This window comes from Streptomyces sp. 6-11-2, from assembly GCF_006540305.1.
Classification (GTDB): Bacteria; Actinomycetota; Actinomycetes; order Streptomycetales; family Streptomycetaceae; genus Streptomyces.
Genome location: NZ_BJOR01000001.1, coordinates 5,248,700 through 5,264,193 on the forward strand (window position 1 = coordinate 5,248,700; position 15,494 = coordinate 5,264,193).

Sequence of the window (15,494 nt, forward strand, 5' to 3'; positions counted from 1 at the left end):
TTCGTGCGGTGAGTAAGGTTAGGTTTGCCTCACCGAGAAGTCGGGACGGCACCATGGAACCGATCCCGGCGGGAGGTGAACCGCGTGTACGTGTGCAGTTGCTTCGGTGTCACCGAGCAGCAGGTCAAGCAGCACGCGGACAACGGCGCCTGCACGCCCCGCAAGATCGCCTCCGCCTGCAAGGCGGGCACGGACTGCGGCGGGTGCGTACGCCGCATCCAGGCGCTGCTCGGCCGCGGCACCTGCCCGCGGCGCGAGCTGATCGACCAGGGCGGCCCGGCGCTCGCGCCGCTCACGGGCGGGGCTTCCGGCGCGAGCCCGAAGGAACTGGGCGACGCCGCCTAGGTGTCAAGGCCGCCGGCCGCCTCAGGGGCTGGAGAAGCCGTGCGTTCCGGGGCCCGACGGGTCCGGCTGGCTCTGCTCGACCACGGTCGAGAGGTAGAGCGCCTCACCCAGCTTGTCGACCAGCTCCAGCTGGGTGTCCAGGTAGTCGATGTGGTGCTCCTCGTCGGCGAGGATCGCCTCGAAGATGTTCGCCGACGTGATGTCGTTCTTGTCGCGCATCAGGTCCACGCCCCGGCGCAGCCGGTCGATGGCCTCGACCTCGATCTGCCGGTCGGCCCGGAACATCTCGGCCACCGTCTGCCCGACCTGGACGTGGAAGAGGCGCTGATAGTTCGGCAGGCCGTCCAGCAGCAGGATCCGGTCGGTCAGGAGCTCCGCGTGCCGCATCTCGTCGAACGACTCGTCGCGGGTGTACTTGGCGAGCTTCGTCCAGCCCTTGTGGTCCTGGATCTTGGAGTGCAGGAAGTACTGGTTGATCGCGGTGAGCTCGGCGGTCAGCTGCTCGTTGAGCAGTTCGATCACCTCGGGGTCGCCTTGCATGGCGGCGGGGCTCCTTCCGGACGTCTCTGGGCCGATCTCGCGCATGATTGCACCGGCGCACACGGCCGTCCAGTAAGTGCATGCTTAGTGCGAGTTGTCCGAATCGCCCCCCGGCTGGTCATGTGCACCCTCTCCGGTCTGTCAGGATGGAGTCATGGGTCAGCCGGTGGAACGCGCGTCAGGGGACGCGTCTGGAGCAGTGCCGACGGGGGCGGCGCAGCCGGAACTTCCGCCGGGACAGCGGCTCCAGCGCGGCTGGCCGGTCACGCACTACGGGCCGGTACCCAAGTTCCGTTCCGAGCGCTGGGACTTCCGGGTCTTCGGCGCCACCGCCGACGGCGAGAAGCACTGCTGGACCCACGAGGAGTTCACGGCCCTTCCGTACACCACCGTGGTGGCCGACCTGCACTGCGTCACGAAGTACAGCATGGTCGGCGCCGAGTGGGGCGGCATCCCCGCGCGCACCGTCCTGGACATCGCCCCGCCCGCGGCGAACGTCACCCATGTGATGGTGTGGGCGGAGTACGGGTTCAGCTCCAACCTGCGCCTGTCCGACTTCACCTCGGAGCGCACCCTCTTCGCCACCCACAAGGACGGCGAACTGCTCACCGCCGAGCACGGCTTCCCGCTCCGCCTGATCGTCCCGCACCTGTACGCCTGGAAGGGCCCCAAGTGGGTCCGCGGCGTGGAGTACATGACCGCCGACCGCCGCGGCTTCTGGGAGGAACGCGGCTACCACAACCTCGGCGACCCCTGGAAGGAACAGCGCTACTCCTACCAGGAGGAACCGGGAGACGGGCCGGAACTCTGACGCCGCCCCCGGCGGCCGTACCGGTGCCGGCTCACCCCTCCGTCATCCGTCCCTGAGCCGCTTCAGGCGCTCCACGTCCGCAGTGTGTCCCTCCTTGCCGCCCGGGGTCTCGATGATCAGCGGGACGCCCTTGGTGGCGGGGTGGGTCATCAGGGCGCGGAAGGGGTCCTCGCCGATGTGGCCGGCGCCGATGTTCTCGTGCCGGTCCTTGTGCGCGCCGGCCACGTCCTTGGAGTCGTTGGCGTGGATCAGCCGCAGCCGGCCCTCGCCGACCGTCTCCACCAGCAGGTCCAGCGTCCGGTGCATGCCGTCCGGGCCGGTCAGGTCGTGCCCGGCCGCGAATATGTGGCAGGTGTCCAGGCACACGCCCAGCCTCGGGTGGGCGTCCAGCGCCTCGAAGTACGGCCCGAAGTCCCAGGTGCGCGAGCACAGCGAGGCACCCTGGCCGGCGGTGGACTCCAGGAGCAGATACGGGTCGTCGTCGTGGGTGAGCTCGTCGAGCAGCGGAAGCATGTGCTCCCGCACCTGCTTCAGTGCGACGGACCGGTCCCGGCCGCCGGTCGCGCTCCCGGTGTGCACGACGACGCCCAGCGCGCCGATCTCCCGGCCGCGCCGCAGTGAGTGCCGCAACGACTCCACCGACCGCTCCACGGTCGCCTCGGTGTGCGAGCCGAAGTTGATCAGGTACGGGGCGTGGACGTACGCCGGAACCGACTGCTCCGCGCAGGCCGCGCGGAACTGCTCGTCCTGCCGCGGGTTGCCCGCGGGCGTGGCCCAGCCGCGCGGATTGGCGACGAAGACCTGCACCGTCTCGGCCCCGAGGTCACGGGCGTAGGACAGGCCCACGGAGTGCAGCCCGCCGGCGACGGGCACATGGCCGCCGATCGGGTTGCGGGAGGGGCCGGGGAGGGGGCGGGACCGCTGACTGCTCACCCGTTCAGGGTGTCACGTGCCCGGCGGCCGGTGGCCGCCGGGCGGCCGTCACCGGATGGTGATCGTTATCGTCGAGCCCTTCGGTGCCCGGTCTCCGCCCTTCACCGACTGCTTCTTGACGGTGTCGCCGAACAGTCCGAGCAGCCCGCGGTCCTCCTGCACCTGGAAGCCGGCCTTCTGGAGGGTGTTCTTCGCGTCGCCGACGCTGTTGCCGGTCACGTCCGGCACCTCGATCATCTCCGGACCCTTGGACAGCGTCAGTGTGACCGTGTCGCCCTGGGCGGCCTGGCTGTCGCCCTCCGGGCTCTGCCCGGCGACCCGGCCCTTGTCGTAATCGGAGTTGACCTGCTCCGCGGAGATCCGCACCTTCAGGCCGGCGTCCTGAAGCTGGGACCGCGCCTCGTCCAGGTCGTCGCCGGTGACGTCCGGCACGTCCACCGCGCGGCCCTTGCTGACGGTGAGCGCGATCGCCGAGCCGGCCCGCCGCTCGGTGCCCGCCTCGGGGTCCGTGCCGATCACGGCGTCGCGGGGGACGTCGTCGCTGAACTCCCGGCTCACCATGCCCGGCTCCAGGCCCTCCTTCTTCAGCAGGGTCCGGGCCTCGCCCAGCCGGTGGCCCTTCAGGTCGGGCACCCGCACGGTCTCGGGCCCGTCGGAGACCGTGAGCGTCACCGAGTCGTGGCTGCGGATCCGCGCGCCCGCCTGCGGGTCGGTGCTGATGACCGTGCCGCGCCCGACCGTGTCGCTGTAGGCGTGCTCGACGCGGTCGACGCCGAGACCGGCCTCCTTGAGCCGCTCCCTGGCCTGCGCCTCGGTCTTCGCCAGCAGCGGCGGGACCTTCGTGAACTGTCCGGAGTTGATGTACCAGACGCCCCCGCCGGCCCCGAGGACCAGCAGGACGGCGACGACCACCGTGAGCAGTGTGCGCCGAGGCCGCCCGGGACGTGCCGCGCCGGCCGGCGGCTGCGGGGGCGGGGGAGCTTGAAGGCGGCTGGTGCGGTTGAGGGCGGCCTCGGACCGCGCGCCGTCCCCACCGGTCCCGCCGTCCCCGCCGCCGATCCGCGTCGTCAGCGCGCGCGGGATGACGCTCGTACGGTCCTCCGCGTTGTCGTGGTCCGCGGTGAGGGCCTGCGGCGGCAGTGCGTCCAGCTGGTCCTGGTCGAGCGCGGACCGCGCCTCGCGGACCCGCGCGAGCAGCGCGACCGCGTCGTGCGGCCGGATGTCCGGGGTGCGCGCGGTGGCCTCCGCGACCAGTTCGTCCAGCTCGAAGGCGAGTCCCGGCACGGCGGCCGACGGGGCCGGCACGTCCTCGTGGAGGTGCTGGTACAGCACCTGGGCGGGGGACTCCCCCTGGTGGGGCTTGCCGCCGGTCAGCATCTCGTACAGCACGACCCCGCACGCGTACACGTCGACCCGGGGGTCGGCGGTGCCGCGCTCGATCTGCTCCGGCGCCAGGTAGGAGACGGTGCCGAGGACGGCACCGGTGGTGTTCGTCACCGTGTCCACGGACCGCACCAACCCGAAGTCGGCGACCTTGACCCGGCCGTCGTCGCCTATCAGGACGTTCTCCGGCTTCATGTCGCGGTGCACGAACCCGGCCCGGTGCGCGGCCCCCAGCGCGGCGAGCACCGGCTCCAGGATGTCCAGCGCCGCGCGCGGCTGGAGCGCCCCGCGCTCGCGCAGCACGTCGCGCAGGGTGCAGCCGGCCACGTACTCCATGGCGAGGTACACGTACGACCCGTCCGTGCCCTGGTCGAAGACCTGCACGACGTTCGGGTGGGCCAGCCGCGCGACCGACTTGGCCTCCCGGATGAACCGCTCCACGAACGAGCCGTCGGCCGCGAGCGCGGGGTGCATCACCTTGAGCGCGAGGACCCGGTCCAGGCGGGTGTCCAGGGCCCGGTAGACCGTGGCCATCCCGCCGACGGCGATCCGCGCGTCGACGCGATAACGGCCGTCGAGCACCTGCCCGACGAGAGGGTCCTGAAGGGTCGTATCCACGCAGGCGAGTCTACGAGCCGCCACGGACACGCACCGATCGCGGACGCTCTCGCGGCGGGACTGAAGCCGACCTGTGACGCGGCCCACGCACCGGTGGGAGGAGGTGACGGCCTAGAACGCGGGCCGCTCCGGGTCCAGTCCGGCCAGGCCCTCCGCCGGGGACGACGCCTGAGCGAAGTGCCGCTTGGGGATCCGCCCGGCCAGCCGGGCCAGCCGCCCCGCCTCCACGGCGGACCGCATCGCCGCGGCCATCAGCACCGGCTCCTGCGCCCGCGTCACCGCCGAGGCGAGCATCACCCCGGCACACCCCAGCTCCATGGCCAGCGCCACGTCCGAGGCCGTACCGGCCCCGGCGTCCAGGATCACCGGTACGCGCGCGTGCTCCACGATCAGCTGGAAGTTGTGCGGGTTGCGGATGCCGAGCCCGGACCCGATGGGCGAGCCCAGGGGCATGATCGCGGCGCAGCCCACGTCCTCCAGCTTCCGCGCCAGCACCGGATCGTCGTTCGTGTACGGCAGCACCGTGAACCCGTCGTCGACCAGCGTCTCCGCCGCGTCCAGCAGCTCGATCGGGTCCGGCAGCAGCGTGCGCTCGTCGGCGACGACCTCCAGCTTGACGAGGTCCGTGCCCAGCGCCTCCCGCGCCAGCCGGGCGGTGAGCACCGCCTCACCCGCGGTGAAGCAGCCCGCGGTGTTGGGCAGCACCCGGATCCCGAGCGACTCCAGCACCGACAGCACGGAGCCGTGCGCCGAGGGGTCCACCCGCCGCATGGCGACCGTGGTCAGCTCGGTGCCGGAGGCCGTGAGCGCCCGCTCCAGCACCTCTGGGCTGGGCGCGCCGCCGGTGCCCATGATCAGCCGGGAGGTGAAGGACGTACCACCGAGGACGAAGGGATCGTCGGCCATGGCTCAGCCTCCCTGGACGGCGGTCAGCACTTCGACGCGGTCGCCCTCGGTCAGGGCCGTGGACGACCACCGCGCGCGCGGGACGACGGTCTCGTTGAGGGCGGCGGCCACCCCGGAGGGCGCCGCGCTCAGGGTCCGCACGACGGTGTCGAGGGATGTGCCGGGCGTGACCCGGCAGGGCTCGCCGTTGACGGAGATGTTCATACGGGCTGCTCCGTGAGTGCCCTGGCGTGGAAGCGCCCAGGGGAGAAGGGACGGACCTCGTCCGGCAGCTCGCCGGTGGTCAGGACGTGCGCCATGGCGTCACCGGTGACCGGCGTGAGCAGCACGCCGTTGCGGTAGTGCCCGGTGGCCAGCAGCAGGCCGTCAAGCCCGGTCGGGCCGATCAGCGGCGCGTTGTCCGGGGAGCCGGGCCGGAGTCCCGCCCGGGTCTCCGTGAGCGGCAGCTCGGTGATCCCGGGCACCAGCTCGTGCGCGTCGCGCAGCAGCTCGTACACGCCGCCCGCCGTCACCGTCGTGTCCCAGCCCAGCTCCTCGCTCGTGGCCCCGACGACCAGCTCGCCGCTGAGCCGCGGCACCAGGTAGACCTGGCTGCCGCGCACCACGGCGCGCACGGTACGGCTCAGGAACGGCGCGTACCGCTTCGGCACCGTCAGCCGCAGCACCTGCCCCTTCACCGGCCGCACCGGTGGCAGCACGTCGTCCGGGACGCCCCCGAGCCGTCCGCTGTGGCCGCCCGCCGCGATCACCACCCGGTCCGCGGCATGCGCGGTGCCGTCGCGCAGCACACAGCCCGTGGCGCGGTCGCGGGTGACGGTGAGCCGCTCGGCCCAGCCGCGGTGGAAGACCACCCCCGCCCGCTCGCAGGCCGCGACCAGGGCGCCGGCGAGCCGCCGCGGGTCGATCTGGTGGTCGCCGTCCACCCGCAGCCCGCCGCGCACGCCCGGCGCGAGCATCGGCTCGAGCCGGCGGCACTCCCGCCCGGACAGCCACTCGGAGTCCAGGCCCGAACGGCGCTGAAGGTCGTGCAGTTCCCGCAGGTGGGCGCGGTCGTCGGCGTCCAGCGCCACGGCGAGGGTGCCGCAGCGGCGGTAGCCGAGGTCGTGGCCGGTCAGCCCGGTCAGCTCGGCCACGAAGTCGGGGTAGCGGCGGGCGGAGGCCAGGTTGAGTCCGAGCAGGGTCTGCTCGCCGTAGTGCAGTTCGGTGACGGCGGCCAGCATCCCGGCGGCCACCTGTGCGACCCCGCCGCCCGGCTCGGGGTCCACCACGGCCGTGGTGAACCCGCGCTGCGCCGAGCGCCAGGCCGTCACCAGCCCGATGATCCCGCCCCCCACGACGAGGACGTCTGACGTACGTGGCAACGACATGGGCGTCCAGCCCCTCCCTTCGCCGGCATGACCCGGATCAGGTTCGTACGGTCGGAGGCCGCCAGCCTCCCTCTCAGCCCGGTGCGTCCGGGCTCCCGCGAGTGCTTGTACGGTGGCCACCCTAGCCCGCAGAGCATTGCCCCGGTAAGGGAGCCTCCCGCCATGACCCGCCCGCCCGTCTCCCGCCACGACTCTCGGGCGGGTGGCTCCGCCCGGCCCTTTCCCTCGCTCGACGGCCGCGTTCTCGCCCCGGTCGCCGACCAGGCCCCGGGCCAGGTGGGCACGCGCACCCGCTTCACGTATCACGAGCGGAGCGGGGAGATCTGGGCCGAGTACGCGGGCGGCGACGTCGTACGCGGCCATCTGGTGGGTACCAGGGAAAGTGACCGGCTCGACTTCCGGTACGTCCAGCTCAAGCAGGACGGGACCACCTCCTCCGGGCACTGCGTGTCGACGGTGGTCGAACTGCCCGACGGGCGGGTGCGGTTGGAGGAGACCTGGCGCTGGGAGTCGCAGCCCGGCAGTGGGACGAGCGTGGTGGAAGAGGTTGTGGAGCAGGTCACCTCGCACGCCCCTGACTGACGGTTTGTCAGTTGACTTATGGTGATCAGGTGAGCGACCAGACGCAGGAACAGGGCACATCAGGGCCGCGGCGCGTGGTCGTCGCGGGCGCGGGCATGGCCGGGGTGCAGACCGCGGTCGCCCTGCGCGAGCAGGGCTTCACCGGCACCGTGACACTGATCGGCGCCGAACCCCACCAGCCCTACGACCGACCGCCGCTGTCCAAGGCCGTCCTGCTGGGCAAGGCCGAGGGATCCGCCTTCGACATCGACTTCGAGGCGCTCGGCCTCGAACTGCGGCTCGGCTGCGAGGCGCTGGCCGTGCGGCCCGACGCGCATGTGCTGGAGACCTCGGCGGGTCCGGTGCCGTACGACGTCCTCGTCCTGGCCACCGGTGCCGAACCGATCCGGCTGCCCGGCGCGGAGGGCGTTCCCGGGGTCCACCTGCTGCGCACCCTGGACGACGCCGAACGGCTGCGGCCGGTGCTCACCGAGCAGCACGACATCGTGGTCGTCGGCGCGGGCTGGATCGGCGCCGAGTTCGCCACCGCCGCGCGCGAGGCGGGCTGCGCCGTGACCGTCGTGGAGGCCGCGGACCGGCCGCTCGCGGGGGCGCTGCCCGCGGCGGTGGCCGAGCCGATGACCGCCTGGTACGCCGACAGCGGCGCCGAACTGCGCACCCACGCGCGCGTGGAGCGCGTCGAACCCGGCGTGGTGGTGCTCGACGACGGGGCGCGGCTGCCCGCGGGCGCCGTCGTGGTGGGCATCGGCGCGCGCCCCGCCACCGGCTGGCTGGCCGGCTCCGGCATCGAGCTGGGCCGGCACGGGGACGTGCTGGCCGACGACCACCTGCGCACGTCCGTGCCGGACGTGTACGCGGTCGGCGACTGCGCCTCCTTCCCCTCGGGCAGGTACGGAGAGCGCCTGCTGATCCACCACTGGGACAACGCGCTCCAGGGCCCGCGCACGGTCGCGGCCGACATCGTCGGCCTCACCCCCGTGGTCTACGACCCGGTCCCGTACTTCTGGTCCGAGCAGTTCGGGCGCTTCGTGCAGTACGCCGGCCACCACGCGTCGGCCGACACCGTCGTCTGGCGCGGCGATCGCACCGGACCGGCGTGGACGGTCTGCTGGCTCCGCGAGGGCCGGCTCGTCGCTCTGCTGGCCGTCGGCCGACCGCGGGATCTGGCGCAGGGACGGCGGCTGATCGAGTCCGGCACGCCCATGGATCCGCGGCTGCTGGCGGACCCGGCGAAGCCCCTGAAGGCGGCGACGGCGTGAGGCGCGCGGCCCCGAGTGGACGGGCCTGGCTTCCGAGTGTCAGTGGCAGATGGCACGCTTGTTTCCGTGACCGAGATTGACACGAAGATCGACGCTCTCGTCCCTGCCTGGCTCACCCTTCCCGACATCGCCGAACAACTCGGCGTCGAGGTGACACGTGTGCGGCAGTTGGTCAAGGAGGGCCAGCTCATCGCCGTACGCCGGGGTGAGAACCGCGCGCTGCACGTCCCCGCCGCCTTCATCGACGGCGACAAGGTCGTCAAGGGCCTGTCCGGCACCCTGACGCTCCTGAGGGACGACGGCTTCACGGTCGAAGAGATGATCGAATGGCTGTTCACCCCCGACCCGACCCTGCCGGGCACCCCCGCCCAGGCCCTGAGTGAGAACCGCGGCACAGAGGTGAAGCGCCGCGCCCAGGCCCTCGCCGTTTGACCCGGCCACCCGCCTGCGCACCCGGCCCCGGCCCCCCGCCGGGGCCTCGGTGTCCTCGTCGGCCCGGCGGGCGCGGCGGGTAGGGTCCGTTCGGGTGGTCGGACGAACCACCCGACCGACGAGCCGGGGGGAACCCGCGTATGCCTGAGACCGCTGCCGCAGCCGACGCCCGTGACCGGCTCGGTGACGCGCGCCTGTATCTGTGCACGGACGCCCGGAGGCGGCAGGGGGACCTGGCCGAGTTCCTGGATGCGGTGCTGGCGGCGGGGGTCGACGTCGTGCAGTTGCGGGACAAGGGCATGGAGGCCGGGGAGGAGCTGGACCGGCTGGAGGTGTTCGCCGACGCCTGTGCCCGGCACGGGAAGCTGCTCGCGGTCAACGACCGCGCGGACGTCGCCCACGCGGCCCGTGCCGATGTGCTGCACCTGGGGCAGGGGGACCTTCCCGTGCCCGACGCCCGCGCGATCCTCGGCGACGGCGTCCTGATCGGCCGGTCCACGCACGCCGAGGACGAGGCCGCCGCCGCGGCCGTGCAGGCCGGCGTGGACTACTTCTGCACCGGACCCTGCTGGCCCACGCCCACCAAGCCCGGCCGCCCCGCCCCCGGCCTCGACCTGGTCCGGTACACGGCCTCGCTCGGGACCGACCGGCCCTGGTTCGCCATCGGCGGCATCGGCCTCGGCAATCTGGACCAGGTCCTGGAGGCCGGCGCCCGCCGCGTCGTCGTGGTCCGGGCGATCACCGAGGCCGACGACCCCGGAGCGGCGGCGGCCGAGTTCGCCGCGCGGCTGCGCCAGGCGGGGTAGGGCGCGGCGCGACACGGCCGGGCGCGGCAGCGGTCGTCTCATAGCTCGGACGGCAGACCCGGCCCGACCCGCTCATTTCCGGCCGTGTTGTCCGAGGGATGGACAAGAAGCCGACAATTCAGGCAAATTTCCAGGGCTCGGTTGGGAGACCGCCGCACCCTGGATAGCCTGCCAGTATGGCCCTCGGAACCGCATCCACCAGGACTGATCGCGCGCGCACCGTGCGTGACATGCTCGCCACCGGCAAGAGCACGTACTCCTTCGAGTTCTGGGCGCCGAAGACGGCGAAGGGCGAGCGCAGCCTGTGGAACGCGCTACGCAGGATCGAGGCCGTCGCCCCCGACTTCGTCTCGGTCACGTACGGCGCCGGCGGCTCCACCCGCGCGGGCACGGTGAGGGCGACCGAGCAGATCGTGTCCGACACGACGCTCACCCCTGTGGCGCACCTCACTGCCGTCAACCACTCCGTGGCCGAGTTGCGCAACATCATCGGCCAGTACGCCGACGCCGGGATCCGCAACATGCTCGCCGTGCGCGGCGACCCGCCCGGCGACCCGATGGGCGAGTGGGTCCCGCACCCCCGCGGACTGACGTACGCCGCCGAACTCGTCCGGCTCATCAAGGAGTCGGGCGACTTCTGCGTCGGCGTGGCGGCCTTCCCCGAGATGCACCCCCGCTCCGCCGACTGGGACACCGACGTCGCGCACTTCGTCGACAAGTGCCGCGCGGGCGCCGACTACGCCATCACGCAGATGTTCTTCGATCCGGAGTCGTACCTCCGCCTGCGCGACCGCGTCGCCGCGGCCGGTTGCGCGACACCCGTCATTCCCGAGATCATGCCGGTCACGAGCGTGAAGATGCTCGAGCGGCTGCCCCAACTCAGCAACGCCGCCATCCCGGACGACCTCAAAGAGCGGATCCGCGCGGCGGAGCACGATCCGGCGGCGGTACGCTCCCTTGGGATCGAGTTCGCCACCGAGTTCTGCGCACGACTGCAGGCCGAGGGAGTGCCCGGGCTGCACTTCATCACGCTCAACAACTCCACGGCGACGCTGGAAATCTACGAAAACCTGGGTCTGCACCACCGGCCGCGGACCTAGACCGGCCGCACCCGCGTACGACACACTGCGTAGCGGCCACTGGGAGAGGGGCGTACATGGGCTGGACGGTCCTCTACATCGCGTTCGGCATCGTCGCGCTGTGGCTGCTGGGCGAGGTGCTGCTGCAGTACAAGGCACGGTTGCGCTGGCGGCTGCTGGCCTTCGCCGGCTTCCTCTGTGTCGTCCTCGGGGTCCTGATTCCGTCCGTCGTCGTGATCGGTCTGGGCGCGGCCGCCTTCGCGGTCGGCCAGACCTACGTCACGCTGTCCTTCCGGCGCGGCTTCGCGGCGGGCTGGGCGGTCAACCGTCCCGGAGCCGAAGGCGACAAGCCGCGCCGCCGCGGCAAGGCCGAGTACCAGGATCCGGCCCTGGAGGTCTCCGACCTCGAGGTGTCCGACGGCGAGACCGGCACCATGGAAGCCCTGCCCAGCCACGAGGGCCTGTCCTACGGCCACGGCGACGACGACCGCGACGACGTCTTCACCCCCGCCCGCCCCGGCCAGCCCGCGGCCGCCGAGGCCACCGCGGTGTACGAGCCACAGCCCCTGCCCGACGACACCGGTTCCTACGGCGTCTACGGCGACCCGGCCCACCGGGACGGCACGCAGTCGCCCTACCCGGGGGCCGACCAGACCCAGGACCAGTACGCCACCGCGGCCCAGGGCGCCGACCAGAGCCACACCTACGACTACTCCGGCTACGGGCAGCAGGGTTACGGCTACGACGCCTCCGGCCAGCAGCAGTACGCCGCCTACTCCGACCCGTACGCCGGTACCCAGACCTACGGCGGCGGCTCCTACGACACCGGCTACGGCGGCCAGCAGGGGTACGGGCAGCAGGGCTACGGCACCCAGGACGCCTACGCCGGCGGCTACGGCGGTGAGACGCCGGCCGGCGGGGTGTGGGTCCCGCAGCAGCGCACCGACGAGTCCTACGGCGGCGAACTCCCGCAGGAGCAGCAGTCCTACCCGTACCAGGACAACAACCACGGTCAGCCGCAGCACGGCACGGGCTTCGACGAGCAGTACCGTTTCTGAACGCTCCCCGGCTCACTGGGAGCCGCGGAACTCCGGTCCCTCCACGATCAGTCCGGCCACCAGCGCCCCCGACATCCCGGCGTGCGGCAGCCCGCCCCCGGGGTGCGACCAGCCGCCCACGGTGAACAGGCCGGTGAGTCCCGTGGTGTTCGCCGGGTGCAGCAGGCGCCCCCCGGCGGCCGCGAACGCCGGCGCGGGGACGGCCCCACCCTCCGCGCCCGTCACCCGGGCGATGTCGGCCGGGGTGCGCACCTCGTGCCAGAGCAGGCGGTCGCGGAGCCCGGGTATCGCCCGCGAGGCGACGGCGATCATGCGGTCGGCCTGCTTCCGCGGATCCGCCGAGGCGGACGCCGGGACCGTCGCCGTGAGCGTGACCGCCTCGTGCTCCGGGTCCGGGACCAGCGCGGGATCGCCCGGGCGCGACACCGCGACCGTGGGCCGCTCGGGCAGCTCCGGGGCCGTACCGAACAGCGCGTCGAGTTCGGCCGCGCGGTCCTCGGTGTGCACCACGGTCCGGTGGGCCGTCCCCTCGGGACGGCCGCCGCGCAGTGCCAGCAGCACGGTCAGGCGGCTGGGCGCACCGGGCTGCGGCGGCACCTCGCCCGCACCGCGCAGGGCCGTACCCCGGACCATGCCGTCCAGCGTCCGGGGAGGCACACCGGCGACCACGAACTCCGCTTCGGCCACGGTCCCGTCGGCGAGCTCCACGCCCGCCGCCCGGCCGTCCTTGTCGACGATCCCCGTGACCTCGGTGCCGAGGACGAACTCGACCCGGCGGGCCAGGCACCGCTCGTACACCGCGCGCGCCAGTTCACGCAGGCCGCCGCGCACGTACCAGGTGCCGAAGGCGTGGTCCAGGTACGGCAGTACGGCCGTGCTCGCCGGGGCGGTCCGCGGATCGAGGCCGTAGGCGAGCGCGTGGCTCTCCAGGAGGGCGGCGAGGCGCGGGTCGCGCAGTTCCCAGGCGCCCACCTCGGCGAGCGTGCCGGCCTGCCGGGTGCGCAGCAGGCGCTTGTGCGGCACCGCCGGGTAGGGCTCGCGCTCGGCCAGCACCTGCCAGTTGGGCCACAGCGGCTCCTCCAGGAGCGGGCGGCGGGCGCGGTCCCAGGCCTCGCGGGCCCGCACCAGGAAGTCGCCCCAGCGCCGTCCGGCGCCCGCGCCGAGGGCTTCGTCCAGAGCGGCGACGACGCCCGCGCGCGAGACGTTCGGCAGGGACACCTCGGCGCCGTCGGCGAAGACGTGCCGTGCGGACGGGTCCACCTGGACCAGCTCGACGCGGTCCTCCAGCGGCTCCTTGCCGGTCTTGAGGAACAGATCGCGGTAGACCGCGGGCAGCGGGAGCAGGCCGGGGCCGGTGTCGAAGGCGAAACCGTCCCGCTCGAAACGGCGCAGCGCGCCGCCGTACGTCTCCGTACGCTCGTACACCGTCACCCGGTGGCCCGCGACGGCCAGCCGGGCGGCGGCCGCCATCGCGCCCATCCCGGCGCCGATCACCGCAATCCGTGCCATGTGCGCGACTTTATCGGCCGCCACCGACAATCCCGGCCACGGGGGCGTTGACCAGCAGTTTCCCCGGATGTGCGGGGCCGCGGGCGCGGTCAGCCCGGCGGTGACCCCGCCTCGGCCGCGAGCCGGCGTTTCTCCTCCCGGCGCTGGGCCCGGCGGCGCAGGAAGCGGCGGATCCGGGAGACCAGGAAGGCGACGATCACGGCCCCGGCGAGCAGCAGGACGCCCGCGACGACCGCCGCGGCCACCGGATGGAAGATCGCGAAGGTGACGAGTCCGGCCACTCCGAGGTCCTCGGCCAGGCTCACGAGCATGTTGCTCACGGGCTCGGGGGAGGTGTTGACCGCCATCCGCGTCCCGGCCTTCACCAGATGGCTGGCCAGCGCCGTACCTCCGCCGACCAGGCCCGCCGTGACGTCCGACAGCGAGCCGCTCTGCCCCGCGAGCAGCGCGCCGACCCAGGCCCCGGCGACCGGGCGGATCACGGTGTGCGCCGTGTCCCACACCGAGTCCACGTAGGGGATCTTGTCGGCGACCGCCTCCAGCAGGAACAGCACGCCCGCCGCGATCAGCACCTCCGGCCGCTGCAGGGTGCCGGGGACGTCGTCGCTCAGTCCCGTCGCGCCGAACACACCGAGCAGCAGCACCACCGCGTACGCGTTGATGCCGCTGGCCCAGCCGCTTGTGAACACCATGGGGAGTACGGACACGGAGGCGATCGTAGTCAGCGGGCCGCCCGGCGTCCTGGGCGCGGGCACACAGGAGTGAGTATCCGTACCTAGCAAGCGAGATGAGTACGCGCGCGGATGGGCCGCGAACCGCGTGCACGAGAGAGTGGGAGCACGGAAGGGGGCACGGCGCCGGCACCGCCGACACGGGGCGGCGGAACGGCGCGGCCCTCGACCGCTCCTTCCGCCGGCCCAGGCCGCCGGGAGCGAGGCACGGGGGAGCCCGGGGGAAACGACCGGACGGGGCTCGACGGGGGTACGGGAAACGCCGGTGCGCGGTGGCCCGCGGGGGACGCGGCCACGGCGCACCGGCGTTTTCGCCCGCCCGGCCCGAGCGCGCCTGGCGGCCGCGGCATCAGAGGCGCTCGCCGACCCGTCCCTGAAGGAGTCGGGACAGCGCCGCGTGCACGTCGTCCAGGGAACGCTGGGGCTGGAAGGACTTCCAGTCCAGCGCGGCCACCAGCACCATGCCGACCAGCGCGGCCGCGGTCAGCGGCACGTCGACGTCCTCGCCGAACTCCCCGTTCGCCATGCCGTCGCGCAGTACGCCCTCGACGACCGCGACCGCCTCCTGCCGCACCACCAGGAGCGTGGACTGCCAGGACCGGTTGGTGCGCCACAGTTCGGCCACGTAGAGCTGGGTGAAGGCCGGGTAGCGGTCGATGAAGACGAGCCCGGCGCGGACCATGGCGTCCAGGGCGTCCACCCGGCTGCCGCCCTCCCGCGCCGTCTCTTCGGCCGCCTCGCGCAGGGAGGCGGTGAGCAGTCCCACGCCGTGCCGCAGCAACTCCTCGAAGAGGACGGACTTGCTGGCGAAGTTGTAGTAGACCGTGCCCTTGGCGACCCCCGCCCGCTCGGCGATCTCGTCCACCGTGGTGGCGGAGAACCCCTGCTCGGCGATGAGGGTGACGGCCGCCTCGTAGAGCTTCTGCCGGGTGGCCTCGCGGCGGGTACGGCCGCCCGGCGTGGCGCTGCTGCGTTCCATGGCCCTGATTGTCACAGGTCGGCACCTCCCGCAGGACGCGGAAGGGGAGGCCGGCGGCGCGGTCACGGGGGCGCGCCCCGAGAGCCGCCGACCCCGGGCCGCCGAACGTACGGTCGAAGCAGAATCCCAGGTCAGAACGGATTGTCAGTGCCATAC

Annotated in this window: 17 protein-coding genes and 1 riboswitch; of the genes, 8 read left to right on the top strand and 9 right to left on the bottom strand. The window is 73.0% G+C overall.

Features of this window, described 5'->3' with window-relative positions; all coding sequences use genetic code 11:
• Positions 1-84: 84 nt before the first annotated feature.
• Positions 85-345 (top strand): bacterioferritin-associated ferredoxin, encoded by a 261-nt coding sequence (locus tag TNCT6_RS23115; protein ID WP_141361682.1) that lies wholly within the window; start codon positions 85-87, stop codon positions 343-345.
• Between the two features lie 21 nt (positions 346-366).
• On the opposite strand, the gene bfr is transcribed toward TNCT6_RS23115, so the two are convergent.
• Positions 367-885, bottom strand: a complete 519-nt coding sequence (gene bfr, locus TNCT6_RS23120; protein WP_141361684.1) for a bacterioferritin — start codon at positions 883-885, stop codon at positions 367-369.
• 154 nt (positions 886-1,039) lie between these two features.
• Here bfr and TNCT6_RS23125 point away from each other — a divergent pair, with 154 nt between their 5' ends.
• A complete protein-coding gene (locus tag TNCT6_RS23125) occupies positions 1,040-1,696 on the top strand; it encodes a sulfite oxidase-like oxidoreductase (protein WP_141361687.1) in 657 nt (218 codons plus the stop codon).
• A 42-nt stretch (positions 1,697-1,738) separates the two neighbouring features.
• Here TNCT6_RS23125 and TNCT6_RS23130 read toward each other — a convergent pair whose 3' ends face one another.
• The 5 genes from TNCT6_RS23130 to thiO all read right to left on the bottom strand — a co-directional run bounded on the left by TNCT6_RS23130 (position 1,739) and on the right by thiO (position 6,903).
• Positions 1,739-2,629, bottom strand: a complete 891-nt coding sequence (locus TNCT6_RS23130; RefSeq protein WP_141361689.1) for a deoxyribonuclease IV — start codon at positions 2,627-2,629, stop codon at positions 1,739-1,741.
• 48 nt (positions 2,630-2,677) lie between these two features.
• Positions 2,678-4,630 carry a Stk1 family PASTA domain-containing Ser/Thr kinase gene (pknB, locus tag TNCT6_RS23135; protein ID WP_172632994.1) on the bottom strand — a complete coding sequence of 651 codons (1,953 nt, stop codon included), beginning with the start codon at positions 4,628-4,630 and terminating at the stop codon, positions 2,678-2,680.
• Positions 4,631-4,741: 111 nt separating this feature from the next.
• Entirely contained in the window at positions 4,742-5,536 is a 795-nt protein-coding gene (locus TNCT6_RS23140; protein WP_141361693.1) for a thiazole synthase, read from the bottom strand.
• 3 nt (positions 5,537-5,539) lie between these two features.
• Positions 5,540-5,740, bottom strand: a complete 201-nt coding sequence (gene thiS / locus TNCT6_RS23145; protein WP_141361695.1) for a sulfur carrier protein ThiS — start codon at positions 5,738-5,740, stop codon at positions 5,540-5,542.
• Positions 5,737-6,903, bottom strand: a complete 1,167-nt coding sequence (thiO, locus tag TNCT6_RS23150; protein ID WP_141361697.1) for a glycine oxidase ThiO — start codon at positions 6,901-6,903, stop codon at positions 5,737-5,739. The genes thiS and thiO overlap by 4 nt, the downstream gene beginning before the upstream one ends.
• Positions 6,901-7,012: riboswitch (TPP riboswitch) on the bottom strand. It overlaps the preceding gene by 3 nt.
• 53 nt (positions 7,013-7,065) lie before the next feature.
• On the opposite strand from thiO, the gene TNCT6_RS23155 reads away from it, so the two are divergent.
• From TNCT6_RS23155 to TNCT6_RS23180, 6 genes are all read left to right on the top strand, one after another.
• Complete coding sequence (locus tag TNCT6_RS23155; RefSeq protein ID WP_253266205.1) at positions 7,066-7,485, top strand: hypothetical protein; 420 nt, start codon at positions 7,066-7,068, stop codon at positions 7,483-7,485.
• 29 nt (positions 7,486-7,514) lie between these two features.
• Complete coding sequence (locus TNCT6_RS23160; protein ID WP_141361699.1) at positions 7,515-8,744, top strand: NAD(P)/FAD-dependent oxidoreductase; 1,230 nt, start codon at positions 7,515-7,517, stop codon at positions 8,742-8,744.
• Between the two features lie 66 nt (positions 8,745-8,810).
• Complete coding sequence (locus TNCT6_RS23165) at positions 8,811-9,176, top strand: helix-turn-helix domain-containing protein (protein ID WP_141361701.1); 366 nt, start codon at positions 8,811-8,813, stop codon at positions 9,174-9,176.
• Positions 9,177-9,316: 140 nt separating this feature from the next.
• Positions 9,317-9,982, top strand: coding sequence for a thiamine phosphate synthase (gene thiE, locus TNCT6_RS23170; RefSeq protein ID WP_141361703.1), 666 nt, complete (start codon positions 9,317-9,319; stop codon positions 9,980-9,982).
• 176 nt (positions 9,983-10,158) lie between these two features.
• Positions 10,159-11,082: a methylenetetrahydrofolate reductase [NAD(P)H] gene (gene metF / locus TNCT6_RS23175; RefSeq protein ID WP_141361705.1), complete on the top strand. Its 924-nt coding sequence runs from the start codon at positions 10,159-10,161 to the stop codon at positions 11,080-11,082.
• 56 nt (positions 11,083-11,138) lie between these two features.
• Complete coding sequence (locus TNCT6_RS23180; RefSeq protein ID WP_141361707.1) at positions 11,139-12,119, top strand: hypothetical protein; 981 nt, start codon at positions 11,139-11,141, stop codon at positions 12,117-12,119.
• A 12-nt stretch (positions 12,120-12,131) separates the two neighbouring features.
• On the opposite strand, the gene TNCT6_RS23185 is transcribed toward TNCT6_RS23180, so the two are convergent.
• From TNCT6_RS23185 to TNCT6_RS23195, 3 genes are all read right to left on the bottom strand, one after another.
• Positions 12,132-13,628 (bottom strand): NAD(P)/FAD-dependent oxidoreductase, encoded by a 1,497-nt coding sequence (locus TNCT6_RS23185; protein ID WP_141361710.1) that lies wholly within the window; start codon positions 13,626-13,628, stop codon positions 12,132-12,134.
• A gap of 89 nt (positions 13,629-13,717) precedes the next feature.
• Positions 13,718-14,335, bottom strand: a complete 618-nt coding sequence (locus TNCT6_RS23190; protein ID WP_141361711.1) for a DUF4126 domain-containing protein — start codon at positions 14,333-14,335, stop codon at positions 13,718-13,720.
• Between the two features lie 373 nt (positions 14,336-14,708).
• On the bottom strand, positions 14,709-15,338 hold the full coding sequence (locus TNCT6_RS23195; RefSeq protein ID WP_141361713.1) for a TetR/AcrR family transcriptional regulator: 630 nt from the start codon (positions 15,336-15,338) through the stop codon (positions 14,709-14,711).
• Between the last annotated feature and the right edge of the window lie 156 nt (positions 15,339-15,494).

What these genes read in the sequence shown, in the direction of transcription:
- bfr (WP_141361684.1), bottom strand. Translation starts at nt 885, where the DNA reads ATGCAAGGCGACCCCGAGGTGATCGAACTGCTCAACGAGCAGCTGACC.
- thiE (WP_141361703.1), top strand. Translation starts at nt 9,317, where the DNA reads ATGCCTGAGACCGCTGCCGCAGCCGACGCCCGTGACCGGCTCGGTGAC.
- thiO (WP_141361697.1), bottom strand. Translation starts at nt 6,903, where the DNA reads ATGTCGTTGCCACGTACGTCAGACGTCCTCGTCGTGGGGGGCGGGATC.
- metF (WP_141361705.1), top strand. Translation starts at nt 10,159, where the DNA reads ATGGCCCTCGGAACCGCATCCACCAGGACTGATCGCGCGCGCACCGTG.
- TNCT6_RS23180 (WP_141361707.1), top strand. Translation starts at nt 11,139, where the DNA reads ATGGGCTGGACGGTCCTCTACATCGCGTTCGGCATCGTCGCGCTGTGG.
- TNCT6_RS23195 (WP_141361713.1), bottom strand. Translation starts at nt 15,338, where the DNA reads ATGGAACGCAGCAGCGCCACGCCGGGCGGCCGTACCCGCCGCGAGGCC.
- TNCT6_RS23125 (WP_141361687.1), top strand. Translation starts at nt 1,040, where the DNA reads ATGGGTCAGCCGGTGGAACGCGCGTCAGGGGACGCGTCTGGAGCAGTG.
- TNCT6_RS23185 (WP_141361710.1), bottom strand. Translation starts at nt 13,628, where the DNA reads ATGGCACGGATTGCGGTGATCGGCGCCGGGATGGGCGCGATGGCGGCC.
- thiS (WP_141361695.1), bottom strand. Translation starts at nt 5,740, where the DNA reads ATGAACATCTCCGTCAACGGCGAGCCCTGCCGGGTCACGCCCGGCACA.
- TNCT6_RS23140 (WP_141361693.1), bottom strand. Translation starts at nt 5,536, where the DNA reads ATGGCCGACGATCCCTTCGTCCTCGGTGGTACGTCCTTCACCTCCCGG.
- TNCT6_RS23155 (WP_253266205.1), top strand. Translation starts at nt 7,066, where the DNA reads ATGACCCGCCCGCCCGTCTCCCGCCACGACTCTCGGGCGGGTGGCTCC.